The 26,595-nt window shown below is 71.4% G+C and carries 20 protein-coding genes and 1 pseudogene; 13 read left to right on the top strand and 8 right to left on the bottom strand.

Annotation, left to right across the window (positions count from 1 at the left end; translation table 11 throughout):
* Window positions 1-63: 63 nt before the first annotated feature.
* Entirely contained in the window at window positions 64-906 is an 843-nt protein-coding gene (locus tag NLX86_RS10895) for a glutamate ABC transporter substrate-binding protein (protein WP_254371427.1), read from the bottom strand.
* A 76-nt stretch (window positions 907-982) separates the two neighbouring features.
* On the bottom strand, window positions 983-1,759 hold the full coding sequence (locus NLX86_RS10890; protein ID WP_254371426.1) for an amino acid ABC transporter ATP-binding protein: 777 nt from the start codon (window positions 1,757-1,759) through the stop codon (window positions 983-985).
* Window positions 1,760-2,018: 259 nt separating this feature from the next.
* Here NLX86_RS10890 and NLX86_RS10885 point away from each other — a divergent pair, with 259 nt between their 5' ends.
* Complete coding sequence (locus NLX86_RS10885) at window positions 2,019-2,711, top strand: response regulator transcription factor (protein ID WP_254371425.1); 693 nt, start codon at window positions 2,019-2,021, stop codon at window positions 2,709-2,711.
* A 12-nt stretch (window positions 2,712-2,723) separates the two neighbouring features.
* Window positions 2,724-4,145 carry a HAMP domain-containing sensor histidine kinase gene (locus NLX86_RS10880; RefSeq protein WP_254371424.1) on the top strand — a complete coding sequence of 474 codons (1,422 nt, stop codon included), beginning with the start codon at window positions 2,724-2,726 and terminating at the stop codon, window positions 4,143-4,145.
* A 14-nt stretch (window positions 4,146-4,159) separates the two neighbouring features.
* On the opposite strand, the gene NLX86_RS10875 is transcribed toward NLX86_RS10880, so the two are convergent.
* On the bottom strand, window positions 4,160-7,252 hold the full coding sequence (locus NLX86_RS10875) for a glycoside hydrolase family 38 C-terminal domain-containing protein (RefSeq protein ID WP_254371423.1): 3,093 nt from the start codon (window positions 7,250-7,252) through the stop codon (window positions 4,160-4,162).
* Between the two features lie 232 nt (window positions 7,253-7,484).
* Between NLX86_RS10875 and NLX86_RS10870 the strand changes: the two are divergent.
* Window positions 7,485-8,096: pseudogene (locus NLX86_RS10870) on the top strand (ROK family protein); the annotation flags it as partial.
* Here NLX86_RS10870 and NLX86_RS10865 read toward each other — a convergent pair.
* The gene (locus tag NLX86_RS10865; protein WP_254371422.1) at window positions 8,086-9,090 is read right to left on the bottom strand and encodes a TAXI family TRAP transporter solute-binding subunit; all 1,005 of its coding nucleotides are present in this window, start codon (window positions 9,088-9,090) and stop codon (window positions 8,086-8,088) included. The pseudogene NLX86_RS10870 and the gene NLX86_RS10865 sit on opposite strands and share 11 nt — an antisense overlap.
* A gap of 98 nt (window positions 9,091-9,188) precedes the next feature.
* Between NLX86_RS10865 and miaB the strand changes: the two genes are divergently transcribed.
* Together miaB and NLX86_RS10855 are read left to right on the top strand one after the other, a co-directional pair.
* A complete protein-coding gene (gene miaB, locus NLX86_RS10860; RefSeq protein ID WP_254371421.1) occupies window positions 9,189-10,676 on the top strand; it encodes a tRNA (N6-isopentenyl adenosine(37)-C2)-methylthiotransferase MiaB in 1,488 nt (495 codons plus the stop codon).
* A gap of 170 nt (window positions 10,677-10,846) precedes the next feature.
* Window positions 10,847-11,557, top strand: a complete 711-nt coding sequence (locus tag NLX86_RS10855) for a class III extradiol dioxygenase subunit B-like domain-containing protein (protein WP_254371420.1) — start codon at window positions 10,847-10,849, stop codon at window positions 11,555-11,557.
* A gap of 65 nt (window positions 11,558-11,622) precedes the next feature.
* Here NLX86_RS10855 and NLX86_RS10850 read toward each other — a convergent pair whose 3' ends face one another.
* A complete protein-coding gene (locus tag NLX86_RS10850; RefSeq protein ID WP_254371419.1) occupies window positions 11,623-11,874 on the bottom strand; it encodes an antitoxin in 252 nt (83 codons plus the stop codon).
* A gap of 32 nt (window positions 11,875-11,906) precedes the next feature.
* Window positions 11,907-12,071 carry a gliding motility protein gene (locus NLX86_RS10845; protein ID WP_374213860.1) on the bottom strand — a complete coding sequence of 55 codons (165 nt, stop codon included), beginning with the start codon at window positions 12,069-12,071 and terminating at the stop codon, window positions 11,907-11,909.
* 237 nt (window positions 12,072-12,308) lie between these two features.
* Here NLX86_RS10845 and miaA point away from each other — a divergent pair, with 237 nt between their 5' ends.
* The 6 genes from miaA to hflX all read left to right on the top strand — a co-directional run bounded on the left by miaA (window position 12,309) and on the right by hflX (window position 20,289).
* Window positions 12,309-13,247, top strand: a complete 939-nt coding sequence (gene miaA, locus NLX86_RS10840; RefSeq protein WP_254371417.1) for a tRNA (adenosine(37)-N6)-dimethylallyltransferase MiaA — start codon at window positions 12,309-12,311, stop codon at window positions 13,245-13,247.
* Between the two features lie 107 nt (window positions 13,248-13,354).
* On the top strand, window positions 13,355-13,783 hold the full coding sequence (locus tag NLX86_RS10835) for a hypothetical protein (RefSeq protein ID WP_254371462.1): 429 nt from the start codon (window positions 13,355-13,357) through the stop codon (window positions 13,781-13,783).
* A gap of 59 nt (window positions 13,784-13,842) precedes the next feature.
* Window positions 13,843-14,724, top strand: coding sequence for a diaminopimelate epimerase (gene dapF, locus NLX86_RS10830; protein ID WP_254371416.1), 882 nt, complete (start codon window positions 13,843-13,845; stop codon window positions 14,722-14,724).
* A 140-nt stretch (window positions 14,725-14,864) separates the two neighbouring features.
* Entirely contained in the window at window positions 14,865-17,012 is a 2,148-nt protein-coding gene (locus NLX86_RS10825; protein ID WP_254371415.1) for a bifunctional (p)ppGpp synthetase/guanosine-3',5'-bis(diphosphate) 3'-pyrophosphohydrolase, read from the top strand.
* A gap of 101 nt (window positions 17,013-17,113) precedes the next feature.
* Complete coding sequence (locus tag NLX86_RS10820) at window positions 17,114-18,622, top strand: M1 family metallopeptidase (RefSeq protein WP_254371414.1); 1,509 nt, start codon at window positions 17,114-17,116, stop codon at window positions 18,620-18,622.
* Window positions 18,623-18,789: 167 nt separating this feature from the next.
* Entirely contained in the window at window positions 18,790-20,289 is a 1,500-nt protein-coding gene (gene hflX, locus NLX86_RS10815; protein WP_254371413.1) for a GTPase HflX, read from the top strand.
* A gap of 347 nt (window positions 20,290-20,636) precedes the next feature.
* Here hflX and NLX86_RS10810 read toward each other — a convergent pair whose 3' ends face one another.
* Together NLX86_RS10810 and NLX86_RS10805 are read right to left on the bottom strand one after the other, a co-directional pair.
* Window positions 20,637-21,653 carry a serine protease gene (locus NLX86_RS10810; RefSeq protein ID WP_254371412.1) on the bottom strand — a complete coding sequence of 339 codons (1,017 nt, stop codon included), beginning with the start codon at window positions 21,651-21,653 and terminating at the stop codon, window positions 20,637-20,639.
* 132 nt (window positions 21,654-21,785) lie between these two features.
* A complete protein-coding gene (locus NLX86_RS10805; RefSeq protein WP_254371411.1) occupies window positions 21,786-23,006 on the bottom strand; it encodes a serine protease in 1,221 nt (406 codons plus the stop codon).
* A 256-nt stretch (window positions 23,007-23,262) separates the two neighbouring features.
* Between NLX86_RS10805 and NLX86_RS10800 the strand changes: the two genes are divergently transcribed.
* Together NLX86_RS10800 and NLX86_RS10795 are read left to right on the top strand one after the other, a co-directional pair.
* A complete protein-coding gene (locus NLX86_RS10800) occupies window positions 23,263-24,645 on the top strand; it encodes a diaminobutyrate--2-oxoglutarate transaminase family protein (RefSeq protein WP_374213859.1) in 1,383 nt (460 codons plus the stop codon).
* A 29-nt stretch (window positions 24,646-24,674) separates the two neighbouring features.
* On the top strand, window positions 24,675-26,585 hold the full coding sequence (locus NLX86_RS10795) for an IucA/IucC family protein (protein ID WP_254371410.1): 1,911 nt from the start codon (window positions 24,675-24,677) through the stop codon (window positions 26,583-26,585).
* The last annotated feature ends 10 nt before the right edge of the window (window positions 26,586-26,595 follow it).

Genomic DNA, 26,595 nt, shown 5'->3' with positions numbered 1-26,595 from the left:
CTCTCCCCAGGTTGGCTGGTGGGGCGCGCCGCCGGCGTCGGCCGGCGGCGCGCCACCGCGGACTCAGCTGCCTTCAGTGATCTTCGGGGCAGGCTCGTTCTTGTAGTTGGCCGGGCCGAAGTTCGCCTTCACGAACTTGTCCCAGGAGCCGTCTGTCTGCATCTTCTCCAGGGCGGCGTTGATCTTGGTCTGGAGGTCCTTGTCGCCCTTCTTCAGACCGATGCCGTAGGGCTCGTCGCTCAGGTTGAGACCCACCAGCTTGAACTTGCCCTGGTGCTCCTTCTGCGCGGCGAAGCCGGCCAGGATGGAGTTGTCGGTCGTCAGCGCGTCGACGGCCTTGTTCTCCAGACCGGTGATGCACTCCGAGTAGCCGCCAAACTCCTGCAGGTCCGCCTTGGGGGCGAGCTTGTCCTTGACGTTCTGCGCCGAGGTGGAGCCGGTGACCGAGCACAGCTTCTTGCTGTTGAGGTCCTCGGGCTTGGTGATGGAGTTGTCGTCGGCGCGGACCAGCAGGTCCTGGTGGGCCAGGAAGTACGGGCCGGCGAAGTCGACCCGCTCCTTGCGCTTGTCGTTGATCGTGTAGGTGCCGACGACGAACTTCACGTCACCGTTGGCGATCAGGTTCTCGCGCTCGGCGCTGGGCGCCTGCTTGAACGTGATGTCCTTGGCGTCGTAGCCGAGCTCCTTGGCCACGTACGTGGCGACATCGACGTCGAAGCCGGTGAACTTGCCGTCCGGCGTCTTCAGGCCCAGACCGGGCTGGTCGTACTTGATGCCGATGGTGATCTTGTTGTCACCACCGTCCCCGCCGTCCGTGCCCTTGTCGCTGTCGCCACCACACGCGGTGGCGGTCAGGGCGAGTACGACTGCGGCTGCGGCGGCAGCGGAGGCCTTGCGGAGCTTCATGATGAACTTCCCTGAGTTAGGCGGGATGTGAGTGATCGGCTGAAAACGCCCCCGAATGAGGCGGGTTCAGTGCGGTTCAGTGGTGAAGGATCTTCGACAGGAAGTCCTTAGCACGATCGCTGCGCGGGTTGCTGAAGAACTGGTCGGGCGTGGCCTCTTCGACGATCTTTCCGTCGGCCATGAAGACAACCCGGTTGGCGGCGGAGCGCGCGAAGCCCATTTCGTGGGTGACCACGACCATTGTCATGCCGTCCCTGGCGAGCTGCTGCATGACCTCCAGCACCTCGTTGATCATCTCCGGGTCGAGCGCCGAGGTCGGCTCGTCGAAGAGCATCACCTTCGGGTTCATCGCCAGCGCCCGCGCGATCGCCACGCGCTGCTGCTGGCCACCGGAGAGCTGCGCCGGGTACTTGTCCGCCTGAGAGCCGACACCCACCCGGTCGAGCAGGTTCCGCGCCGACTCCTGGGCAGCCTTCTTGTCCGTCCTGCGGACCTTGATCTGGCCCAGCATCACGTTCTCGAGCACGGTCTTGTGCGCGAAGAGGTTGAAGGACTGGAAGACCATCCCGACGTCGGCACGCAGCCGGGCCAGCTCCCGCCCCTCCTGGGGCAGTGAATTGCCGTCGATGGTGATCTCGCCCGAGTCGATCGTCTCCAGGCGGTTGATGGTGCGGCACAGTGTGGACTTACCGGACCCGGACGGCCCGATCACGACCACGACCTCGCCCCGGGCGATGGTCAGATCGATGTCCTGGAGCACATGCAGCGCGCCGAAGTGCTTGTTGACGTTGCTCAGCACAACCAGGTCACCAGTGGCGGGCACGGCATCCTTGGTCACTGATACTCCGCTCATCGGCCTTTTGCTCCGTCCTCCTCGGTTGGGAGGACACTAGTGAGCTGCCCGGACCTGCGTCATTACATCTGAGGGGAAATTGAGCATAACGATCCGGTCGCACCCGGCCACGCTGCGTGTACGGGGCGGGTGTGCCCCGTACCGGCTGGGTAACGGTACGTTCCGGCGCCAGGAAGTCTCTTGACGGAGGCCGCGTGATCCGCGTGGATGCCAGGGGACCATGAAAGAGGAAACACGGAGCCAACGGAAGGGGGCCCGGATGAGACTGCTGCTTGTCGAGGACGACGACCATGTCGCCGCGGCCCTCTCCGCCGTCCTGGCCCGGCACGGCTTCACGGTCGTGCACGCCCGCAACGGCGAGGAAGCCCTGCAGGCCCTGCTGCCCGCCGGGGCGCCCCCGTTCGGGGTGGTGCTCCTCGACCTCGGCCTGCCCGACCAGGACGGCTACGAGGTGTGCGGCAAGATCCGCAAGCGCACCTCGACCCCGGTCATCATGGTGACGGCGCGGGCCGACGTCCGCTCCCGTATCCACGGGCTCAACCTCGGCGCCGACGACTACGTGGTCAAGCCGTACGACACGGGGGAGCTGCTCGCCCGTATCCACGCCGTCAGCCGGCGCACGGCCCCCGGCGAGGAAGCCGCCGGCGCGGGCGACAGTACGGTCCGGCTCGGCGAGGTCAGCATCGAACTGCCCACCCGGCGCGTGAGCGTGGCAGGGACGCCCGTCCAGCTCACCCGCAAGGAGTTCGACCTGCTCGCGCTGCTCGCCCAGCGGCCCGGCGTGGTCTTCCGCCGGGAGCAGATCATCAGTGAGGTGTGGCGCACCAGCTGGGAAGGCACCGGCCGCACCCTGGAGGTGCATGTCGCCTCGCTGCGCTCCAAGCTGCGGATGCCCGCCCTCATCGAAACGGTGCGCGGCGTCGGCTACCGGCTCGTCGTACCCGCACCGTAGGGTCAACTCCTCGTGCGCACCCGTCTCCTCCCGCTCCTCATCGTCCTCATGGCGGGCGTGCTGCTCGCGCTCGGCTTCCCACTCGCCGTGTCCGTGGCCGCGGCCCAGCAGCAGCGGGTCGTGATCGACCGGATCGACGACACCGCCCGCTTCGCGGCGCTGGCCCAGTTCGTCAGCGACACCGCGAACTCCGGCGGGCCGGGCGTCGGACAGCGCCAGGACACCCTGCAGAAGGACCTCACCCGGTACCACCAGCTGTACGGGATCAGGGCCGGGGTCTTCTACCGCGACGACAGCGCGATGGCCAAGGCTCCCGAGGACTGGACCGTGGCCGCGTCCGGTGTGGAACGGGAGGCGTTCCAGGAAGCGCTCGCGAGCCGCGGCAGCCACGACCCGCCCCAGGTGTGGCCGTGGCAGGACGACGGCCGGATCGTCGTCGCCTCGCCGGTCGTCCTCGACGGCGATGTGGTGGCCGTCGTGGTCACCGACTCGCCCACCGGCCAGGTGCGGTCGCGGATCCTGATGGGCTGGCTCGTCATCGGGGCCGGCGAGGCGGCGGCCATGCTGCTCGCTGTCGGCGCGGCCATCCGGCTCACCGGCTGGGTGCTGCGGCCCGTACGCATCCTGGACGCGGCCACGCACGACATCGCGACCGGGCGGATGAAGTCGCGCGTGGTGGCCTCCGGCGGCCCGCCGGAACTCAGGCGGCTGGCCCGGTCGTTCAACGAGATGGCCGACAACGTCGAAGACGTGCTGGAGCAGCAGCGGGCCTTCGTCGCCGACGCCTCCCACCAACTGCGCAATCCGCTCGCCGCCCTCCTGCTGCGCATCGAGCTGCTCGCCTTCGAACTGCCCGAGGGCAACGAGGAGATCGCCTCGGTCAGGACCGAGGGCAAGCGGCTGGCCCAGGTGCTCGACGACCTCCTCGACCTGGCCCTGGCCGAACACACCGCGGCGGAGGTGCAGCTCATCGACATCGGCGCGCTGGCGGCCGAGCGTGTCGCGGCCTGGCGCCCGCTCGCCGAGGAGAAGGGGGTACGTCTGACGGGGGACGGCATCGTGGCCGTCACCGGCTGGGCGGACCCGATCGCGCTCTCCAGTGCCCTCGACGCCGTCATCGACAACGCCGTGAAGTTCACCCCGCAGGGGGAGGAGGTCCAGGTGTCGTCCGCGTCGAGCGGCAGCTCCGCCACGGTCACCGTCGCCGACCGGGGGCCCGGCCTCACCGAGGACGAGCTCGCTCGCATCGGCGACCGCTTCTGGCGCAGCAACCGTCACCAGAACGTCAAGGGCTCGGGACTGGGCCTGTCGATCTCGCGGGCCCTGCTCCTGGCGAGCGGCGGATCCCTCTCGTACGAGACGAACCCGCCGCACGGTCTGCGGGTGACGGTGTCGGTCCCGCGCACCGCCCCGCACGGCGGACCGTCAGCCTGACCCTCAGCCGCCCGTCAGCCCGCCCGTCGGCCCGCCCGTCGGCCGTTTCTGGTCACGCGCAGCGTCAGCAGCTGGAACGGGCGCAGGGACATCTCGATCCGCCCGTCCGCGACCCGGTACGCCGGGGCGTCGGCGAGCGGGCGCTCCAGCAGATCGGTCGCGACCGCCGAGCGGGCGGGGAAGCCGGTGGTGAGAGCGGCGGCGGCCCGGCCGCCCGCCGCCTCGTAGAGCCGTACCACCACATCGCCGGACCCGTCGTCGGCGAGCTTCACCGCCGAGACCACCACGGCGTCGTGGTCGACGGTGAACAGCGGCTCGGCCCCGGTCTCACCCGGCACCCGCCGCTCCGGCAGATTGATCCAATACCCCTCGCGAACCGCGTCGAGGACCGAGGCGCCCGGGACGAGCGCGTACCGGAAGCGGTGGGCGCCCTGGTCGGTCTCCGGGTCCGGGAAGCGCGGAGCGCGCAGCAGGGAGAGCCGGACCGTGGTGGTCGTGCCGGAGGTGGTGCCGGAGTCCTCCCTGCGTACGGTACGGGTGACGTCATGGCCGTACGTCGAGTCGTTGACCAGCGCCACACCCCAGCCGGGCTCGGCGACGTGCAGGAACCGGTGGTTGCAGGCCTCGAACCTGGCCGCGTCCCAACTGGTGTTGGTGTGGGTGGGCCGGTAGAGGTGGCCGAACTGGGTCTCGGCGGCGTACCGGTCGGCGTGGATGTCGAGCGGGAAGGCGGCCTTGAGGAACTTCTCCGTCTCGTGCCAGTCGACCTCGGTGGCGATGTCCAGGCGCCGCTGACCGGCGGCGAGAGTGAGCACCTGGACAGCCCGCGAGTCCCCGAAGGAGCGGACCACGCGGACGGAGGCGGCCTCCGGGACCGCGGCGAGCGTGATCTCGTCGGCATCCGTCAGGTCGGTGACCACATTGCGGTAGAACGCGTCAACGTCCCACGCGTCCCACATGTTCGGGAAGTCCGGGTGGATCTGCAGCAGATTCGCGGCCTGGCCAGGGGCGACCGTCTCCCGGCCGGCCCCGATGTCGTACGCCGAGACGACCAGGCCCCGCGCGTCGACCGCGATCCGCAGCAGTCCGTTGTCGAGGACGTGCCCGCCGTCGGCGCGCGGGGTGACGCCGACCGGCCCCCCGGTGCGGGGCGAGGGCTGCCCCGCGCTCCTCATGGGGACCGCGCCGCCCGCGGGAACCCCGTCCCGCGCGTGCGGGGCCGCGTTGAAGACGACATCGGACCCGGCGGCCGGATCACCGGCCAGCGCCCGCTGGGCGGCGTTGACGACGCCGGTCAGCTCCTCGGCGACCGCCGCGTACGTCCTCTCGGCCTCGCGGTGCACCCAGGCGATCGACGAGCCCGGCAGGATGTCGTGGAACTGGTGCAGCAGCACCGTCTTCCAGATCCGGTCCAACTGCGCGTACGGATAGGAGAATCCGGCGCGGACGGCCGCCGTCGCCGCCCACAGTTCGGCCTCGCGCAGCAGATGCTCGCTGCGCCGGTTGCCCTGCTTGGTCCTGGCCTGGCTGGTGAGGGTCGCGCGGTGCAGTTCGAGATACAGCTCGCCCACCCACACCGGCGGATCCGGGTACTCGGCCTCCGCTTTCGCGAAGAACGCCGCCGGGCTTTCCCACACGACCGTCGCCGAGCCCTCCAGGTTCCTCATCCGGCGCGCCTTCGCGACCATTTCGCGCGTCGTGCCCCCGCCGCCGTCGCCCCAGCCGGTCGGCGCGAGCGAACGCGTGGCGGCGCCCTTGTCCCTGAAGTTCCGTGCCGCATGGGCGATTTCGCGGCCCGTCATCGAGCAGTTGTAGGTGTCGACGGGCGGGAAGTGCGTAAAGATGCGCGTCCCGTCGATGCCCTCCCACAGGAACGTGTGGTGCGGAAACGCGTTGGTCCGGCTCCAGGAGATCTTCTGGGTCAGCAGCCACTTCGAGCCCGCCGCCTTGATGATCTGCGGAAGTCCGGCGGCGAAGCCGAAGGTGTCCGGCAGCCACGCCTCCTCGTTCTCGATGCCGAACTCGTCCAGGAAGAAGCGCTTGCCGTGCACGAACTGGCGGGCCATGGACTCCGACCCCGGCATGTTCGTGTCCGACTCCACCCACATGCCGCCCGCCGGTACGAACCGCCCGTCCGCCACCGCCCGCTTCACCCTGGCGTACACCTCCGGGCGGTGGTCCTTGAGCCAGGCGTACTGCTGCGCCTGCGACATCGCGAAGACGAACTCCGGCTCATCGGCGAGGAGTGCCGTCATGTTGGCCGCCGTACGGGCCACCTTGCGCACGGTCTCGCGCAGCGGCCACAGCCACGCCGAGTCGATGTGCGCGTGGCCGACCGCGCTGATGCGGTGCGCGGACGCGTCGGCGGGCGCCGCCAGTACGTCCGCGAGCTGCGACCGGGCGGCGGCCGCGGTGCCGGTCACGTCCTGGAGGTCGATCGCGTCCAGCGCCCGGTTCACCGCGCGCAGCAGCTCCCAGCGGCGCGGCCCGTCGGCCGGCAGCTCGTGCATCAGCTCGCCGACCACCTCCAGGTCCTGGACCAGCTCCCACACGGTGGAGTCGAAGACGGCCAGTTCGATCCGGGCCAGCCGGTACTGCGGCTCGGTCCCCGCCGTCTCCCGGTCGCCGAGGGCGGTCGGCCGGAACGGCCGCACCCCCATGACCACCGGATTGGACGCGGCCTCCAGATGCCACTCCACCCGCTCGCCCCCGGTCACCGGCGCCCCGACCCGTACCCACTGGTTGCGCGGGTTGACTGCCTTCACCGGGCTGCCGTCCGGCGTGTAGACCAGCGCCTCGCACTGGAAGCCGGGCATCCGCTTGTCGAAGCCGAGGTCCAGTACGGCTTCGACGGTCTTGCCCGCCCACTCCGGCGGCACGGTGCCGCGCACCCGGAACCAGGTGGTCGCCCAGGGCGCGCCCCAGGCGTCGCCGACCCGTACGGGCACATGCTCGGCGGTCAGCCCTTCGGCTACGGGCACCGGCTCGCCGGGGGCGACCCAGGCCGCGATCTCCAGCAGGACCGACTCGGGATACACGGCCGGCCGGATCCGCTCGTCGAGTACGCGCCCGAGGCGGGCCTCCACCAGTGCGCGGTCGTCATGCATGGGCGGTGCTCCGCAACTGCCGGTGACCGGCGACGTGACCAGGTGTACGAGGACCCTCCCACCGTCCCGCGCGGTGACCGTGACCTCAACCCGCCGGGCGCGGTGACCGTTCGACAGCGCGCCGGAAGGCCGGCGCGCTCCCCACCCCCGCAGGCGGAAGCTGTTGGTCCGGCTGTGCGCCGTGGCCGTCCACGCCCGGACCGAAGACGCGCTGGCCCGCCACGGCGCCGCCGTCCCCACCGTCCTCGTCGGCGACGGCGTGGCGATGGCCGCGGCCGAACACTGGCTCGGTGCCGCCCGCGGCCGGGCGAACGCCCTCTGCATGGTCGTCTCCACCGGCGTCGGCGGCGGGCTCGTGCTCGGCGGCAGGCTCCACCCCGGCCCCACGGGCAATGCCGGCCATATCGGCCACATCAGCGTCGTCCTCGACGGGCCCCGGTGCGCCTGCGGCAGGCGCGGCTGTGTCGAGGCCCTCGCCTCCGGCCCCGCGATCGCCCGCCGAGCCGAGGCCGGGGGCTGGGTCCCCACGGGCCGCGACCACGGCGCCGCCGCCGTCGCGGCGTCGGCCCGCGCCGGCGACCCGGTCGCGCTGGCCGCGTACGACCGCGCGGGCCAGGCCCTCGCCGCAGCCGTCGCCGCCACGGCGACCCTCGTGGAGACCGACATCGCGGTGATCGGCGGCGGCGTCGCGGCGGCCGGCGACGTACTCTTCACGCCGCTGCGCCGCCACCTGGGCGGCTACGCCGCGCTGAACTTCGTACGGAACCTCGACGTCGTCCCGGGGCGACTGGGCACCGACGCCGGCCTGTTCGGCGCGGCGGCCGCCGAGCTGCTCACGGCTTGACCGAGCTGTAGTAGCGCGCCGCTCCCTCGTGCAGCGGGAGCGGGTCCGTGTAGATGGCTGTACGGAGATCGACGAGCTGGGCGGCGTGTACCTCGAGGCCGATGCGGTCCCGCCGGTCTATCACCGTGCGGGTGAAGCCCTCGGTCAGCGCCGGGTCCATCCGGTCGGTGGTGACCAGCAGGTTCGGCACCGCCACGGTCGCCACGGTGGCCCCGTCCTGCGCGCGGGCGTAGGCGTCGGCGGGCATCACGGCGGCCCGGTAGTAGCGCGCGGGACTGCCGCCCCGGTGCAGCTCCTCCAGCAGGTCGCCGAGCGGGACCAACCGGATCTCGGCCCGCTCGGACAGCTCCCTCACCGCGTTCGTCGGCAGCCCGCCGGACCAGAAGAACGCGTCGATCTGGCCCCGTTCGAGCTGGCCCGGCATCGAGTCGATGCCGATCGAGACCGGCGTGATGTCGTTGTCCGGATCGAGCTTCGCGGCCGTCAGCAGCCGGTCCGCGACGAGCCGCACACCCGACCCCTCCTGGCCCACCGCGACCCGCTTGCCCCGCAGATCGCCGGCTGTCCGGACGTCCGACGCCTTGGGCACGACCAGCTGCACGTAGTCGTCGTACAGCCGGGCGCAGCCGCGCAGCCGTGCGGAGCCCGGCTTGCTGTCCCGCTGGTACTTCGCTACCGCGTCCGCCGTGGCGATGGTGAAGTCGGCCTCCCCGGTGGCCACCCGCTGAAGGTTCTGCTGGGAGCCCTCACTCGTCCTCAGCCGCACCGTCACGTCGGGCAGGTCCCGGCGCAGGGCCTGCTGCAGCAGTTCGCCGTACCGCTGGTACACCCCGGTCCGTACGCCCGTACTGAACGTGAGCGTCCCGCTCGGCGCGGGCGTGCCCAGCGGCAGCAGCCACCACAGCAGCAGCCCGAGCACGACGAGCCCGGCGGCGGAGCCCTGGAGGGCGCGTCGCTTGTGGAGCCGGGGGAGCCGGAGGTGTGCGGGGGGCATGCGCGCGATCCTGCCATTCACTCACCGTGATGGCCAGGGCAGGGCCGACCCGAGCCCCGGGCGGGCGCGCGGTTCGACCCCGTACCCTGGGGGGCGAGATGAGCGCGAAGACATACGAGGTGCGCACCTACGGGTGCCAGATGAACGTCCACGATTCCGAGCGGCTGTCGGGCCTGCTGGAGGACGCCGGCTACGTGCGTGCGCCCGAAGGCGCCGATGGGGACGCCGATGTCGTCGTCTTCAACACCTGCGCGGTGCGGGAGAACGCCGACAACAAGCTGTACGGAAATCTAGGCCGGCTCGCCCCCATGAAGACGAAGCGGCCCGGGATGCAGATCGCCGTCGGCGGCTGCCTCGCGCAGAAGGACCGCGACACGATCGTGCGGCGGGCCCCCTGGGTCGACGTCGTCTTCGGTACGCACAACATCGGCAAGCTGCCGGTGCTCCTGGAGCGCGCCCGCATCCAGGAGGAGGCGCAGGTCGAGATCGCCGAGTCGCTGGAGGCGTTCCCCTCGACGCTGCCCACGCGCCGCGAGTCCGCGTACGCCGCCTGGGTCTCCATCTCCGTCGGGTGCAACAACACCTGCACCTTCTGCATCGTCCCGGCGCTGCGCGGCAAGGAGAAGGACCGCCGCACCGGCGACATCCTCGCCGAGATCGAGGCGCTGGTCGGCGAGGGCGTCAGCGAGATCACCCTGCTCGGTCAGAACGTCAACGCCTACGGCTCCGACATCGGCGACCGCGAGGCGTTCTCGAAGCTGCTGCGGGCCTGCGGGAAGATCGACGGCCTGGAGCGGGTCCGCTTCACCTCGCCGCACCCGCGCGACTTCACGGACGACGTGATCGCGGCGATGGCCGAGACGCCGAACGTCATGCCGCAGCTGCACATGCCGCTGCAGTCGGGCTCGGACACGGTCCTGAAGGCGATGCGCCGCTCGTACCGGCAGGACCGTTACCTCGGGATCATCGAGAAGGTGCGCGCCGCGATGCCGGACGCCGCCATCTCCACCGACATCATCGTGGGCTTCCCCGGCGAGACCGAGGAGGACTTCGAGGAGACCCTGCACGTGGTGCGCGAGGCGCGCTTCGCGCAGGCCTTCACCTTCCAGTACTCCAAGCGCCCCGGCACCCCGGCGGCGGACATGGACGGACAGATTCCGAAGGCCGTGGTGCAGGCGCGCTACGAGCGGCTGGTCGCCCTCCAGGAGGAGATCTCCTGGGAGGAGAACAAGCTGCAGGTCGGCCGCACCCTCGACGTCATGGTCGCCGAGGGCGAGGGCCGCAAGGACGGTGCCACGCACCGCCTGTCCGGCCGCTCTCCCGACAACCGCCTCGTCCACTTCGCCAAGCCCGAGGAGCCGGTGCGCCCGGGCGACGTGGTGACGGTGGACGTCACCTACGCGGCCCCGCACCACCTGCTCGCCGAAGGCCTCGCCAAGGCCGTGCGGCGCACCCGGGCCGGGGACGCGTGGGAGAAGCGGACGGCGGCCCCGCCGCAGCCGGCGGGCGTCATGCTGGGCCTGCCCACCATCGGCGCCCCTGCGCCCCTGCCGGCCCCGACCGGCGGCTGCAGCGCCCCTGCCTGACGGCGGGGTCGGCCTCGGGCGCCCGTCCACCTGGTCGACGCCGGTCGAGCGCCCTGCCCGGCGGCAGCCGGACCACGCGCCTGTCGCGGTCCCGGCCGGCTCAGCGACGGCCCCGCACCCGCCTGGCGGTGCTCCTCCGTCCGCCGCAGGTCGGCACTAGGCTGCGGATCATGCTCGTAGCCGCAGCTGTCTGTCCCTGCCCGCCGCTTCTCGTTCCCGAGGTCGCCGCCGGGGCCGTTTCCGAACTCGATGCCGCCCGGGCCGCCTGCTCGGACGCCCTGGGGGTGCTGGCCGCCTCGCGGCCCGACCGGCTGATCGTCGTCGGACCTGCCGAGCAGGAGGGCCGGGGCCCGCATCCGCAGGGGGCGACCGGTTCGTTCCAGGGCTTCGGGGTGGATGTGCGGGTACGGCTCGGTACCGCGGCGGGTACGCCGGAGCGGCAGCTTCCGCAGTCCCTCGCGGTGGCTGCCTGGCTGCTGGAGCACGCCCACTGGTCGGCTGCCCCCGTCGAGGGCCTGGGTGTGGGCGAGCCGCTGACCACCGAGCGCTGTCTGCAGGTAGGGCGGGACCTGGCCGCCCAGGCCGAACGGGTCGCCCTGCTCGTCATGGGCGACGGCAGCGCCTGCCGGAGCGTGAAGGCGCCCGGCTATCTCGACGAGCGGGCCGCAGGCTTCGACGCGGAGGCGGCCCGGGCCCTGGGCGAGGCGGATGTGGCCGCGCTGACGGCGATCGACGCGCATCTCGCGTACGAGCTGAAGGCGGCCGGGCGGGCCCCGTGGCAGGTCCTGGCGGGCGCCGCCGAGGGGGCCGCCCTGGCCGGACAGCTGCTGTACGAGGACGCGCCCTACGGGGTCGCGTACATTGTGGCTGCCTGGTCGTAACGACGGCGGGGGCGGCCGTCGGGCGCGATGCCCCACGGCCGTCCCCGGTCGGCCACCCAATGGACTCAGAACGTGGCGGGAGGGGTGGTTCCGCCGCCCTCGTCGCCCTCCTTGTGCGCGAGCCGGTCCAGCGCGTGCTTCGCCTTGCCCGTACCGGTCGCGATCTGGCTGCTGTACTTGCCCTTGGTCTTGGAGTCGACCGTCCTCGCGGCCTTGTCCAGCCCGTGCTCGATCTTTCCCCCGTGCTGCTGCGCGAGGTCACCGACCTTGTCCTTCGCCGGGGCGAGTTTGGCCTTCAGTGTGTCCAGCAGGCCCATGGGTCACCTTCTCCTGACACGGTTCTTCGTTTCTACTTGCGGGCGCCTTCGCCGGTCTCGCTGTCCGCCGCTTCGTCTGCCGACTGCTGCTTGGGGATCTCGACTCCCTCAGCGGCGGCTTCGGCCTTCCCCGAGTCCTCGGCCTCCGTCCCGGCCCCCGTGGCCTCAGCCCCGTCCGCCGTCGGAGTGGCCGTCACTGCCTCCTCGGTTGACGCCTCAGATTTCCGACGAAACCGTGCAAAAACGCCCATATCTACTCCATACCTTACTCGTGTGGGCGAAATCCCGCGCCGCCCGGAGCGCCTCATTGCGTCGCCCGGAGGCAGCCGGTCCGTAAACCGGCGGCCGGAACCTCGCAACAGGCAACGACCCCGGCCGTGTGCCGTCACGTAACTCGTTCGGGGACGGCCGACGGGGTTTGCGAGACTGGGTCGGTGAAAAGCGCAGCTCCCGCACCGCGGGTCATCGCCGTCGTCGGTCCGACGGCGGCCGGAAAGTCCGATCTGGGTGTCGCCCTGGCCCAGCACTTCGGCGGTGAGGTCGTCAATGCCGACTCCATGCAGCTCTACCGGGGGATGGACATCGGCACCGCCAAGCTGACGCCCGAGGAACGCGGCGGCATCCCGCACCACCTCCTGGACATCTGGGACGTCACCGAGGCGGCGAGCGTCGCCGAGTACCAGCGGCTCGCCAGGGCCGAGATCGACCGGCTGCTGGCGGCGGGCCGTACGCCCGTCCTGGTCGGCGGCTCCGGACTGTACGTACGCGGGGCCATCGACGCCCTCGAGTTCCCCGGCACCGACCCGGCCGTACGCGCCCGGCTGGAGGAGGAGCTGACGCTGCGCGGGCCCGGTGCGCTGCACGCCCGGCTGGCCGCCGCGGACCCGGCGGCCGGGCAGGTCATCCTGCCCAGCAACGGCCGCCGCATTGTCCGCGCCCTGGAGGTGATCGAGATCACCGGCCGTCCTTTCACCGCCAACCTGCCGGGCCACGACTCCGTGTACGACACCGTCCAGATCGGCGTCGACGTCGCCCGGCCCGAACTCGACGAGCGGATCACCCTCCGGGTCGACCGCATGTGGGAGGCGGGCCTGGTGGACGAGGTGCGCACGCTGGAGGCGCACGGACTCCGGGAGGGGCGTACGGCCGCGCGCGCGCTCGGCTACCAGCAGGTTCTCGCGGCGCTCGCGGGGGAGTGCACGCAGGAGGAGGCGCGCGCAGAGACCGTACGCGCCACCAAACGCTTCGCGCGCCGCCAGGACTCCTGGTTCCGGCGCGACCCGCGGGTGCACTGGCTCAGCGGAGCGGCCGCGGACCGCAGGGAACTCCCCGGGCTCGCGCAGACGTTGGTCGAACGAGCGGTTACAGCCTGATCACGTGATGGCATCGGGACGCTCCGGTCGTCAATCAGGCGCCCGCGAGCGTGCCATCATCGAGCTTCGATCGACCAGTGAAGTCCGAGTTGGGAGGGCGCGTGGCGATGGAGGCCGGCCCTCGCGACACAGATCAGGGACCGCCTGAAGAGGCGGCTCGACTGAGCCCGGACGGGCCGGAGCACGACGAGCCGGCGCCCGAGTTCGAGGTCGAGCTGCGCCCGCAGCGGCGCCTGCGGATCTGGCAACTCGCCCCGATCGTGATGCTCGCCGCGGTGGGGTCGCTGATGTTCGCGTTCCCCCTCGCCTTCGAGTTCGGCGACGGCGGAGCCGTCGTGGCCATGCTGGGACTGCTGATCAGCTGCTGCGCGGCCGGCTGGGGCATGATGGCCGCCCGGAAGGTCGGCCACACCTGGCCCGGACTGCCCGCCAGAGGTTCCGGCGAGCGCCGCGACTGGCGGGTGATCGCGCTGTACGCCACCGTCGTCCTCGCCGTGGCCGTGCTCTCCGTCTGGCGCGTGGCCCGGCTCCGCTGACCGCCGCCGCTCCCCCCGCCGCTGCCGTTTCGGTCGGCGCTGCTTTGTACGATGGGCGCGTGACCACCTCGCAGATCGCCTTCCTCAAGGGCCACGGCACCGAGAACGACTTCGTGATCGTCCCCGACCCGCACAACACCGTCGACCTGCCCGAGTCGCTCGTCGCCCGGGTCTGTGACCGCCGGGCCGGCATCGGCGGCGACGGGGTGCTGCACGTCGTACGATCCGCCGCGCACCCGGAGGCGAGGGCGATGGCCGGCGAGGCCGAGTGGTTCATGGACTACCGCAACGGCGACGGCTCCATCGCCGAGATGTGCGGCAACGGAACCCGGGTATTCGCCCGCTACCTCCAGCACGCCGGCCTGGTGAGCGCGGGAGACGTTCCCATCGCGACCCGGTCCGGGGTCAAGCGGGTGCACATCGCCGAGGAAGGTGACGTCACCGTCGCGATGGGCAAGGCCGTGCTCCCCGGCGACGGCGTCACCGTGACCGTCGGCGGCCGCAGCTGGCCCGCCCTCAACGTCAACCTGGGCAACCCGCACGCCGTCGCCTTCGTCGACGACCTGGAGCACGCCGGCGACCTGCTCTCCGTGCCGCCCTTCAGCCCCGCCGCCGTCTACCCGGACGGCGTGAACATCGAGTTCGTCGCCGACCGGGGACCGAACCATGTCGCCATGCGTGTCCACGAGCGAGGATCCGGCGAAACCCGCTCCTGCGGCACGGGCGCCTGCGCCGTCGCCGTCGCCGCGGCCCGCCGGGACGGCGCCGACCCCGCGGTGACCGGCGCCCCCGTCACGTACACGGTGGACGTGCCCGGAGGCACCCTGGTGATCACTGAGCTGCCGGACGGCACGGTCGAGATGACCGGTCCCGCCGTGATCGTCGCCGAGGGCTCGATCGACGCGGCCTGGTTCGCGTCAACCGAAACGGCTGTCCGCTAGGGCTTCGCTCGAATGGGTGATCCGGTTCACGCTGAGCGAGAGCCGGACTGCGCCACGTGGTGGGGTCGGTAGCATCAAGCACCGGTCCGGAGGGCACATCGCCGCCCGCCCACCGCCGGTCGATGCTGCCGGAGGTGCCCATGAGTGCAGAGGCCACGAACCCCGACGCGCACAGTCGCAGACGCGCCCGTCCCCGGATCGACCTCCGCAGGCTGGGCCGCGCCGCTCTGCTCGGGCCGGCGGGCCGCGACCGGCTTCCGGACGCGATCGGCCATGTCGCCGACGCCCACCGCGCCCACCACCCCGACGCGGATCTCGCCGTACTGCACCGGGCCTATGTGCTGGCCGAGTCGTCGCACCGCGGCCAGATGCGCAAGAGCGGCGAGCCGTACATCACCCATCCGCTCGCCGTCACGCTGATCCTCGCCGAACTCGGCGCGGAGACCACGACCTTGACCGCGTCCCTCCTCCACGACACGGTCGAGGACACCGAGGTGACGCTCGATCAGGTACGGGCGGAGTTCGGTGAAGAGGTCTGCTACCTCGTCGACGGGGTCACGAAGCTGGAAAAGGTCGACTACGGGGCCGCCGCCGAGCCGGAGACCTTCCGCAAGATGCTCGTCGCCACCGGCAACGACGTCCGGGTCATGTCGATCAAGCTCGCGGACCGGCTGCACAACATGCGCACGCTCGGGGTGATGCGGCCCGAGAAACAGGCGAGGATCGCCAAGGTCACCCGGGACGTCCTGATCCCGCTGGCCGAACGGCTCGGCGTACAGGCCCTGAAGACCGAGCTCGAGGATCTCGTCTTCGCGATCCTGCACCCCGAGGAGTACGAGCACACCCGCGCCCTCATCGCCGCCCACGCCGGGCACGAGGACCCCCTCCCCGCCATCGCGGAGGAGGTGACGTCGGTGCTCAAAGAGGCCGGTCTCCCGGCCGAAGTGCTCATCCGTCCCCGGCACTTCGTCTCCCTCCACCGGATCCGGCTACGGCGGGGCGAGCTGCGCGGTTCCGATTTCGGGCGGCTGCTCGTCCTGGTCGGTGAGGACGCAGACTGCTACGGGGTCCTCGGCGAACTGCACACCTGCTTCACCCCGGTGATCTCGGAGTTCAAGGACTTCATCGCCGTCCCCAAGTTCAACCTGTACCAGTCGCTTCACACGGCGGTCGCCGGCCCCGACGGCGCTGTGGCCGAAGTCCTCATCCGCACCCACCAGATGCACAAGGTCGCCGAGGCGGGCGTCATCGCGCTCGGCAATCCGTACGCACCCGCCGAGGGCGGCGGCGACCCGGCCGACGGGGGCGGCCCCGAAGCGCACGAGGAGCGCGCCGACGGCGAGCGTGCCGATGGGGAGCGTGCCGACGGAGAGCGCGCCGACCCCACCCGGCCCGGCTGGCTCTCCCGGCTCCTCGCCTGGCAGCAGTCAGCCCCCGACCCGGACACGTTCTGGAGCTCGCTGCGCCAAGACCTGTCCGAGGACCGGGAGATCACCGTCTTCCACTCCGACGGCGGCAGGCTCGGCCTTCCCGCCGGCGCGAGCTGCGTGGACGCGGCGTACGCCCAGCACGGCGAGGCGGCCCACGCATGCATCGGGGCGCGCGTCAACGGACGTCTGGCGACCCTGGGCACCGGCCTGAGCGACGGCGACACCGTACAACTGCTGCTCGCGCAGGACGCGACCTCCGGCCCCTCACCGGAGTGGCTCGATCACGCCCGTACGCCCGCCGCCCGGATCGCCATCACCGGCTGGCTCGCGGCCCATCCCGAGGCCGTGAAAGTCCCGACCGCCGCGCCCCGCCCGGCCGCCGCCACGCTGAGTGCCGTCCGGCGGACCGAGGCCAACGCCGTCGCCGACCTGCCGGACGCGACCGTACGGCTCGCCGGCTGCTGTACGCCGGTGCCGCCCGACGCGGTCACCGGCTTCGCGGTACGCGGCGGGGTGGTCACCGTGCACCGCGCCGAATGCGCCGCCGTGGCCCGGATGGAGGCCGCCGGACGGGCCCCGGTCGGGGTCCGCTGGCGGGCGACCGCGGACTGCCGGGTCAGCCTGGTCGCCGAATCGTTCGGCCGCGCGCACCTGCTCGCCGACCTGACCGAGGCCATCGCCAGGGAGGGCGCGGCGATCGTCTCCGCCACCGTCGAACCGCCCACCGAACAGCGCGTCCGGCACACCTACACCCTGCAACTCCCGGACGCCGCAGGGCTGCCCGCGCTGATGCGCGCGATGCGCGACGTGCCGGGCGTGTACGACGTGAGCCGCGCCCAGCATCCGGCCACCGCTTAGGGGTATCGGGAGGGGTGTCCGGAGGGGGTGTCTCACCTCGTTCGGGTGTGCGGAACGCGCGCCGTCGCCGAGTCCGGGGCGGGCGCTGGTAGCGGTGGTGCATGCAGCTGACCTCCCGCTCCCGCCGCGTGCGTGCCGCCCTGCTGGCCGCCGCCTCGGCCGCCCTTCTTCTCGGCGCGGCCCTTCCCCCACCCGCGCCGCTCGGTATCGGCGATCCGCTCTTCCCGCACCTGGGCAACCCCGGCTACGACGTCCGCTCGTACGACATCGCCTTCACGTACCACGGCAGCAACACCAAGCCGCTGGATGCCGTCACGAAGATCGACGCCGTGGCCACCGACCGGCTCGAGCGGATCAATCTCGACTTCGCGCACGGCACCGTCCGCGCCGTCACGGTGAACGGATTCGCCGCCACGTTCGCCGGCGCGGGCGAGGACGTGGTCGTCACCCCCGCCCACACCCTGGCCGACGGCGTGCCGTTCTCGATCACCGTCCGGCACACCAGCGACCCGGCCGGGGCGGCGGACGGCGGCTGGGTGCGGACCGGGGACGGACTGGCGATGGCGAACCAGGCCGACGCCGGGCACCGGGTCTTCCCGGCCAACGACCACCCGTCCGACAAGGCGTATTTCACCTTCCGGATCACCGTGCCCGAGGGGCTGACGGCCGTGGCCAACGGTCTGCGGGTGGCGCGGGTCCGCCGCGATACGACCACCACCTGGACGTACCGGACCGTCTTCCCCATGGCCACCGAGCTGGCCCAGGTGTCCATCGGCCGCTCGGCCGTCGTGCGACGGACCGGACCGGGCGGTCTCCGGATCCGCGATGTGGTGCCGGCCGGGGACAAGGACGTGCTGGAGCGTTGGCTGAAGAAGACACCGGGCCATCTGAAGTGGATGGAGGCGCGGGTCGGCCGCTACCCCTTCGAGACGTACGGACTGCTCATCGCCAAGGCGGACACCGGCTTCGCGCTGGAGACCCAGACGCTGTCCCTCTTCGAGCGGCAGCTGTTCACCCGGCCCGAGTACCCGGAGTGGTACGTCGAGTCGATCATGGTCCATGAGCTGGCCCACCACTGGTTCGGCAACAGCGTCACCCCGCGCGTCTGGTCGGACCTGTGGCTGAGCGAGGGGCACGCCACCTGGTACGAGGCCCTCTTCACGCAGGAGCGAGCCGCGGACCGGACGCTTCAGGCGCGGATGCGCAAGGCCTACGAGCATTCGGACGCGTGGCGCGCGAGAGGTGGCCCGCCCGCCGCCCCCAAGGCACCCGCCCCGGGACAGAAGATCAGCCTCTTCAGGCCGATCGTCTACGACGGCAGCGCGCTGGTCCTGTACGCGCTGCGCCAGGAGATCGGGAAGGCCGCCTTCGAGGCACTGGAGCGGCGCTGGGTGCGTGAGCACCGGTACAGGACAGCCGGCACCGCCGACTTCGTGACGCTGGCGTCCCAGGTCGCGCGGCGGGACCTGACCGGGTTCTTCCAGGGCTGGCTGTACGGGCAGAAGACCCCGGCCATGCCCGGGCACCCCGGCTGGAAGAGCACCCCGCCCGGCCCGATGGCCCCGCCCCAGCGCTCGGCGGCGGGTTCGGCGGAGCCACGGCGGGAATAACCGTATGACGCCCCTCGCTGCACCGTGTCACTATCAAGCGGTCGGCGACGCTGCCGAGGCGAATGATTCCCGGGGGACCTGCGGGAACCTGCGGGGACCTGCGGGAATCTTCCGGATCCGTCACGCGTTGTGATGACGACCGAGATTTCCATCGACGTTAGGAACCAATGACCTCCTCTTCTTCCCCTTCCCAGGACGCGCAGGATGCGCAGAGCTTCACCGAGAGCCTTCGGGCCGATGCCCTGATGGAAGAGGACGTCGCCTGGAGCCAAGAGATCGACGGAGACCGGGACGGCGACCAGTTCGACCGCTCCGAGCGGGCGGCGCTGCGCCGTGTGGCCGGCCTCTCCACCGAACTCGAGGACGTCACCGAAGTCGAGTACCGGCAGCTGCGCCTCGAGCGCGTCGTGCTGGTGGGTGTCTGGACCTCGGGGACCATGCAGGACGCGGAGAACTCCCTCGCGGAGCTGGCGGCGCTGGCGGAGACGGCGGGCGCGCTGGTGCTCGACGGCGTCATCCAGCGGCGTGACAAGCCCGACCCGGCCACCTACATCGGATCCGGCAAGGCGCAGGAACTGCGTGACATCGTCCTCGAATCCGGGGCGGACACCGTCGTGTGTGACGGTGAGCTGAGCCCCGGCCAGCTGATTCATCTCGAAGACGTCGTCAAGGTCAAGGTGGTCGACCGGACCGCACTGATCCTCGACATCTTCGCCCAGCACGCCAAGTCCCGAGAGGGCAAGGCGCAGGTCGCTCTCGCGCAGATGCAGTACATGCTGCCGAGGCTCCGTGGCTGGGGTCAGTCGCTCTCCCGTCAGATGGGTGGCGGTGGCTCCGGTTCCTCGGGCGGCGGTATGGCCACCCGTGGTCCCGGTGAGACCAAGATCGAGACGGACCGGCGCCGGATCCGCGAGAAGATGGCGAAGATGCGCCGGGAGATCGCGGAGATGAAGACCGGCCGCGAGGTCAAGCGGCAGGAGCGCAAGCGCAACAAGGTGCCTTCGGTCGCGATCGCCGGTTACACCAACGCCGGCAAGTCCTCCCTGCTCAACCGGCTCACGGGCGCGGGCGTGCTGGTGGACAACGTCCTGTTCGCCACCCTCGACCCGACCGTGCGCCGGGCCGAGACGCCAAGCGGCCGGGGCTACACCCTGGCCGACACGGTCGGGTTCGTCCGGCATCTGCCGCACCACCTGGTCGAGGCGTTCCGCTCCACGATGGAGGAGGTCGGCGAGTCCGACCTGATCCTGCACGTGGTGGACGGCTCTCATCCGGTTCCGGAGGAGCAGCTGGCCGCCGTGCGCGAGGTGATCCGTGACGTGGGCGCGACCGATGTGCCCGAGGTCGTGGTGATCAACAAGGCGGACGCCGCCGATCCGCTCGTACTGCAGCGGCTGCTGCGCACCGAGCGGCACGCGATCGCGGTATCGGCCAGGACCGGCCAGGGCATCGATGAGCTGCTCGCGCTGATCGACTCCGAGCTGCCGCGCCCGCAGGTCCAGATCGAGGCCCTCGTGCCGTACACGGCGGGCGGACTGATCGCGCGGGCCCACGCCGACGGCGAAGTGATCTCCGAGGAGCACACCCCGGAGGGCACGCTGCTCAAGGCGCGGGTGCACGAGGAGCTGGCCGCGGACCTGGCACCGTATGTGCCGGCGGCGCACTGACCGCTCGCGGGCTCGCGGGACAACTGAACAGCAAGACCGAAGGCCCGCCCCCTCTCACCCGAGGGGGCGGGCCTTCGGTCTTGCTGCGGGCAGGCTCCGGCCTTACCGGTCGGCGAGACTTGTCGCTCATCGTGGTTTGAAGCTCTCTCCCGCCTGCAAGGCGGGAGATTCCCCCCTGGATTGCTCCGGCGGGTTTGACGGCGCTTGCGTCCGTCCGGCGACGATCCTCCCGACCGCCGGGCAGGTCAGTGATCTGCCGTGTTCCGGCAACTTGGTTATCGCTGCTGGGAGTTCGCACACTAGCAGGGAGTTGCGACGCTCCGCGCCGCAGGGGCGAAGGATGCGCTTCACCCCCCGTGAACGGGGGAGCGCTGCGCAAGATCAGAAGTAGATCTCCTGGGCACCCTCCCCCTGCCGCGGACCGGCGAGTCAGCCCGAGGTTCGGGGGCGGCCGGGTAGCCCCAGGCGCCCATCGCGGAGATGCTCTGCGCCTCGGGGGCGTCGAAGTTGACTTCCAGCGCCACGCCGACGGTCTCCTCCAGCGACTTGGTGCCCTTCTCGGGCTTCACGTGCATCACCGCGTAGTCGTACGGAGCACCCTCGCCGCCGGTCGGGCCGCCCTGGGAGATCCACTCACCGGAGGTCGAGACCCAGTCGGCCCAGTGGACGCCGTACGGCGCGACTTCCTGCGGCTGGGCGTTCTCCAGCTCGGCCGGGGACTTGCCCAGATCGTTGTAGGCGGGGGCGAAGGCGATGTTGCGGTACCAGCCGCCCGACTGCCCGGCGTGCACGCAGTGCCCCGCGGTCCACACCAGGTTGGACTTGCCCGGGTTCTTCGGGTCCTTGATGACGGTGGCGGAGCAGACCATCGAGCCCTCGGGGGCGTCGAAGAAGACCTTCCCGACCGGAGCCGCGTTCTTGTGGTACGGCTTCTCCTCGGCCTCGGCCGTCACCGGGGCCGGCTCCGGGTCCGTGACGCCCTGGTCGCCGGAGATGTCACCGGCGGCGAGCGTCTTCGCCGGCGACTTCGCCGTCGTCATCCGCTCGGGCTTCCACAGGTTCTCGATGACCGGGTTGACGAAGTCCTTGGCCTCGCGCAGCCAGTCGTCCTTGTCCCAGTTCTTCCAGGCGCCGTTCTTCCACTTGTCCGGGTCGATGCCGTGCTGCTTCAGCTGGTCGGCCAGGTCGGCGACATCGGCGCCGCCTTCCTTGCCGGCCGGTGTGGAAGCCGAGTCGCCTGTCCTGTCGCTCGCCTTGTCCTCGGTGGGACCACAGGCGGTGGCGGTGAGCGCCAGTGCCGCGGCGAGGCCGGTGCCGGCCAGCAGCGGACGTATGGCCCCCGATAGGTTCTTCTCTTGCGTCATGAACGTGTCACGTTTTCGGGCGAACCCGTGGGCCGACCGGAAACGCAACACCCCACTACGCCTGTGAAGTTGTGAGGCAGAGACACGGGGTCCCACCCGCCGTCGGCGTGCGGGACCCCGGTCCGTCACCGGCTACTGACCGGCGAACTTCTCGCTGACCGCGTCGTAGATGCCCCTGGCCTCCTGGCCCAGCCGCGGGCCCGCCAGCCAACCGGCCGTCACCGGGCCGATGGAGGTGTTGGACACCAGGGCCGGCTTGCCGTCCCGGCCGGTCGCCAACCAGCCTCCGCCCGACGAACCGCCGGTCATGGTGCAGCCGATGCGGTACATCGTCGGATCGGTGGCGTTCAGCGACAGACGACCCGGCCGGTCGGCGCACTGGAACTGCTGCTGCCCGTCGAAGGGCGGCGCGGCCGGGTAGCCGGTGGCGGTGATGCGGCTGACCTGCTGCACGGCCGGAGCGTTGAACTCCACCGGCACCGCCGAACCGACCGTCTCCTCCAGCGACTTGCCGCCGCTGCCCTTCTCCGGGGTGACGTGCAGCACCGCGAAGTCGTACGGCGCGCCCTGGCCACCGGTCGGGCCGCCCTGCGAGATCCACTGCTCCGAGGTCTGCGCCCAGTCACCCCACCACACGCCGTAAGGGGCGACCTGCTCGCGCTTGGCACCCGGCAGTTCCGCCGCGGACTTGCCTGCATCGTTGTATGAGGGGACGAACGCGATGTTGCGGTACCAGCCGCCGTTCCTGCCGGCGTGCACGCAGTGGCCGGCCGTCCACACCATGTTGGACTTGCCCGGGTGCGCCGGGTCCTTGACGACGGTCGCGGAGCAGACCATGGAGCCCTCGGGACCGTCGAAGAAGACCTTCCCGGCCTCGGGAACACTGCCGTGGTACGGCGGATTGACGGCCTTCGCCTTCACCGGCGCCGGCGTCGGGTCGGTCTTGCCCTGGTCGCCGGACAGGTCCTCCTCCTCGACCGGCTTGTCGGGCTGCTCGGCGTCACGCATCCGGTCCGGGTCCCAGAGGTCCTCGATGATCGGGTTGATGTAGTCGCCGGCCTCGCGCAGCCAGTCGTCCTTGTCCCAGTTCTTCCAGGCGCCGTTCTTCCACTTGTCCAGGTCGACACCGTGCTCCTTGAGCCGGTCCTTCAGGTCGTCCGGGATGGTGATCTTGCCGTCGGCCGACTGGCTCGCGGAGGCGGACGGCGGGCCGCCGGCGTTGTCCTCCCCCGGACCGCAGGCGGTGACGGTCAGGGCGAGCACGGCGGAAAGGCCGACGGCCGCACGCACGGGGCTTCTGCGACGCGCGCTCCTCCCGCGTCGGGCAGCGAAAGCCGGGCGTATGGGTCGCATGTCTTGATCCCCCTGGGACTTCGAAAGCTGAAGCGAACTCGTTGCTCACGCCGGCGTCCGAGCGGTGGGCCCCGGAGTGCAGCCCCCCACTATGCCGGTGCCGATGGGGACGGCGACGGGCAGGGCCGCGGTTCCGTTCCCGCAAGATCTTCCGGCTGACCCGTGATCCGCCGCCGTCGGCGTCGTTGGTACGTACGGGGGACACCAGGACAGCGTTCATGTTCGAACAGCAACCACCGCGGGAGGACCAACAGCCGTGGCCGTGACCGAGACTGCCGCTCAGGCGGCGCCGACCGCCGTGCACGAGGGCATCCTGCGGCGGCAGTCCCTGCGCGAATCGGCAGCCCGGACCTACGCGCGGTCACTGCCCATCGTGCCGGTGCGCGCGCGGGGCCTGACGATCGAGGGGGCGGACGGGCGGCGCTATCTGGACTGCCTCTCCGGCGCGGGGACGCTGGCGCTCGGCCACAACCACCCCGTGGTCCTGGAGGCGATCAGGAAGGTCATCGACTCCGGGGCTCCGCTGCACGTCCTGGATCTCGCCACGCCGGTCAAGGACGCCTTCACCACCGAGCTGTTCTCGACACTTCCCCGCCAACTCGCCGACAACGCACGGGTGCAGTTCTGCGGACCGGCCGGTACGGATGCCGTCGAGGCGGCCCTCAAGCTGGTCCGCACCGCAACCGGGCGCAGCGGCATCCTCGCCTTCACCGGTGCGTACCACGGGATGACGGCAGGAGCCCTCGCCGCCTCCGGCGGCGCCGAGGACGTGCGGGTGACCCGCCTGCCCTACCCGCAGAACTACCGCTGCCCGTACGGAGTGGGCGGCGAACGCGGTGCCGAACTCTCCGCCCGCTGGACCGAGAGCCTGCTCGACGACCCCAAGGGCGGCGTACCCGCCCCGGCCGGGATGATCCTCGAACCCGTGCAGGGCGAGGGCGGCGTGATCCCGGCGCCCGACAACTGGCTGCGCCGGATGCGCGAGATCACCGCGGACCGCTCCGTTCCGCTCATTGCCGACGAGGTACAGACCGGCGTCGGCAGGACCGGCGCCTTCTGGGCGGTCGAGCACAGCGGCATCGTTCCCGATGTGATGGTCCTGTCCAAGGCCATCGGCGGCAGCCTCCCGCTGGCCGTCGTGGTCTACCGCTCCGATCTGGACGCCTGGGGGCCCGGAGCCCACGCCGGCACCTTCCGCGGCAACCAGCTCGCCATGGCGGCGGGAGCGGCGACCCTCGCATACGTACGGGAGAACCGTCTCGCCGACCGCGCGGCCACCCTCGGGGCGCGGATGCTCGGCCAGCTCCAGGGGCTGGCCGCACAGCATCCGTGCATCGGGGACGTCCGCGGTCGCGGCCTCATGATCGGTGTCGAACTCGTCGACCCCGAGGCACAGGACCCCACCGGCCGCGCGCCCGCCCCGGCCTCGCCGGCCCTCGCCGCCGCGGTCCAGCAGGAGTGCCTGCGGCGCGGCCTCATCGTCGAACTCGGCGGCCGTCACTCCAGCGTCGTACGTCTGCTGCCTCCCCTCACCCTCACCGACGAACAGGCCACGGCGGTCCTCGACCGGCTCGCCGACGCCCTCGCCGCCGCCGAACGCACTCCGTACCGCCTCGAACAACCCGGGCTGTCGCACTGAACCCGGACACCCTCACAAGGAAGACCTCCGTGAACTCCATCCCCGCCCCCGAGCAGACTCCGGCCGACGGCCACCCCACCGCCCCCCACCACGGTCCGAGTGGCGCCCAGAGCCCCGAGACGGCCGGGCCGGCGACGGTGCCCCGGCAGAAGTCGGGCCGCGGCGGCGAGCCGAGCACGCCAGGCTCCGGCGCAACCCGCCTCACTGACCTGCCCCTCGGGCCGGACCCCCTCGACAACCCCGAGCCGTCCTCCGCCGCCGAGGCCGCCGCGGTGGAGAACCTGCTGCGCTGCTGGACCCGGGAGAACGACCTCCTGCGGCCGGACGGGCCCACCCTGCGAATCCAACTCGCCGCCAGCGGAACCGCGCTCCTCGTGCCCGTCCGGCATTGGTCGGACACCGGCTGGCACCGGTTCGGCACCCCCGCTCTGGAGGGCGGCCCCCGGGACGCTCCGGTTGTGGACGCCGTCACCGTCGCCGCGCTGCTCGTGCGCGAAGCCGGCGGGCATGGCGGCGCCGACCTCGTCGGCCGGGTGTCCGACTCAGTGCGCCGCACCGCCGAGTTCATCGCCGACCGGCGCACCCGTCCCCAAGCTCCCGCCACCTCGGACCTCTTCCTCACCGCGGAACAGTCCCTCCTGCTCGGCCACCCCCTGCATCCGACACCCAAGAGCCGTGAAGGCCTCTCCGAGACCGAAACGCGCCTCTACTCACCCGAGTTGTACGGCTCCTTTCCGCTGCACTGGATGGCTGTCGAACGGTCCGTACTCGCCACTGACTCGGCCTGGACCGAGCGCGGCCGCACCGTCCCCGCCGAGCAACTCCTCGCGAGGCTGGCCTCGGACCTCGCCCTCCCCGACGGCACCGCACCCTTGCCGCTGCACCCGTGGCAGGCCCGCGAGCTGAAGCACCGTCCCGCCGTCGCCGCGTTGCTCGACGCCGGCCTCCTCCACGATCTCGGCCCGCACGGCGACGCCTGGCATCCCACCTCCTCCGTCCGCACCGTGCACCGGCCGGGTGCCGCCGCGATGCTCAAGCTCTCCCTCGGCGTACGCATCACCAACTCCCGCAGGGAGAACCTCCGTAAGGAACTGCACCGAGGCGTCGAGGTCCACCGACTTCTCCGCGGCGGCCTCGCCGAGGAGTGGCAGGCCGCACACCCCGGCTTCGACATCGTCCGCGATCCCGCCTGGCTCGCCGTTGACACCCCGGACGGTGAACCGGTCCCGGGGCTCGACGCGCTGCTGCGCCACAACCCCTTCCGCCCGGAGGACGACGCGGTCTGCATCGCCGGGCTCGGTGCCCCGCGTCCCTGGCCCGGCCGCCCCGGCATGTACTCCCGGCTCGCCGACATCGTGGGCCGGCTCGCCGCGAGCACCGGTCGGCCGACCGCTGCCGTCGCCGCCGAGTGGTTCATGCGCTACCTCGATCACGTCGTACAGCCGGTGCTCTGGCTGGACGGCACCGCTGGCGTCGCCCTCGAAGCGCACCAGCAGAACACCCTGGTACTCCTCGACCCCCACGGCTGGCCCGTCGGCGGCCGCTACCGGGACAACCAGGGCTACTACTTCCGCGAGTCCCACCGGGCCGACCTCGACCGCCGGCTGCCCGGCATCGGCGCAGCCAGCGACACCTTCGTCTCCGACGCCGTCACCGACGAACGCTTCGCCTACTACCTCGGCATCAACAACGTGCTCGGGCTGATCGGAGCGTTCGGCGCCCAGCGTCTCGCCGACGAACGCGTCCTGATCGCGGCCTTCCGCAGGTTCCTCGGAAAGGCGGCCGCGCTGGGCTCCCCGCTGCCGGCACAACTCCTGGAGAGTCCACAGCTGCGCTGCAAGGCCAACCTGATGACCCGGCTGCACGGCCTCGACGAACTCGTCGGCCCGGTCGACACCCAGTCCGTCTACGTCACCATCACCAACCCCCTTCACGACTGACGGCTCACGA

Origin of the sequence: Streptomyces sp. A3M-1-3, from assembly GCF_024213665.1 — a bacterium.
GTDB lineage: Bacteria > Actinomycetota > Actinomycetes > Streptomycetales > Streptomycetaceae > Streptomyces.
This window is presented reverse-complemented; position numbering and strand designations above follow the sequence as displayed.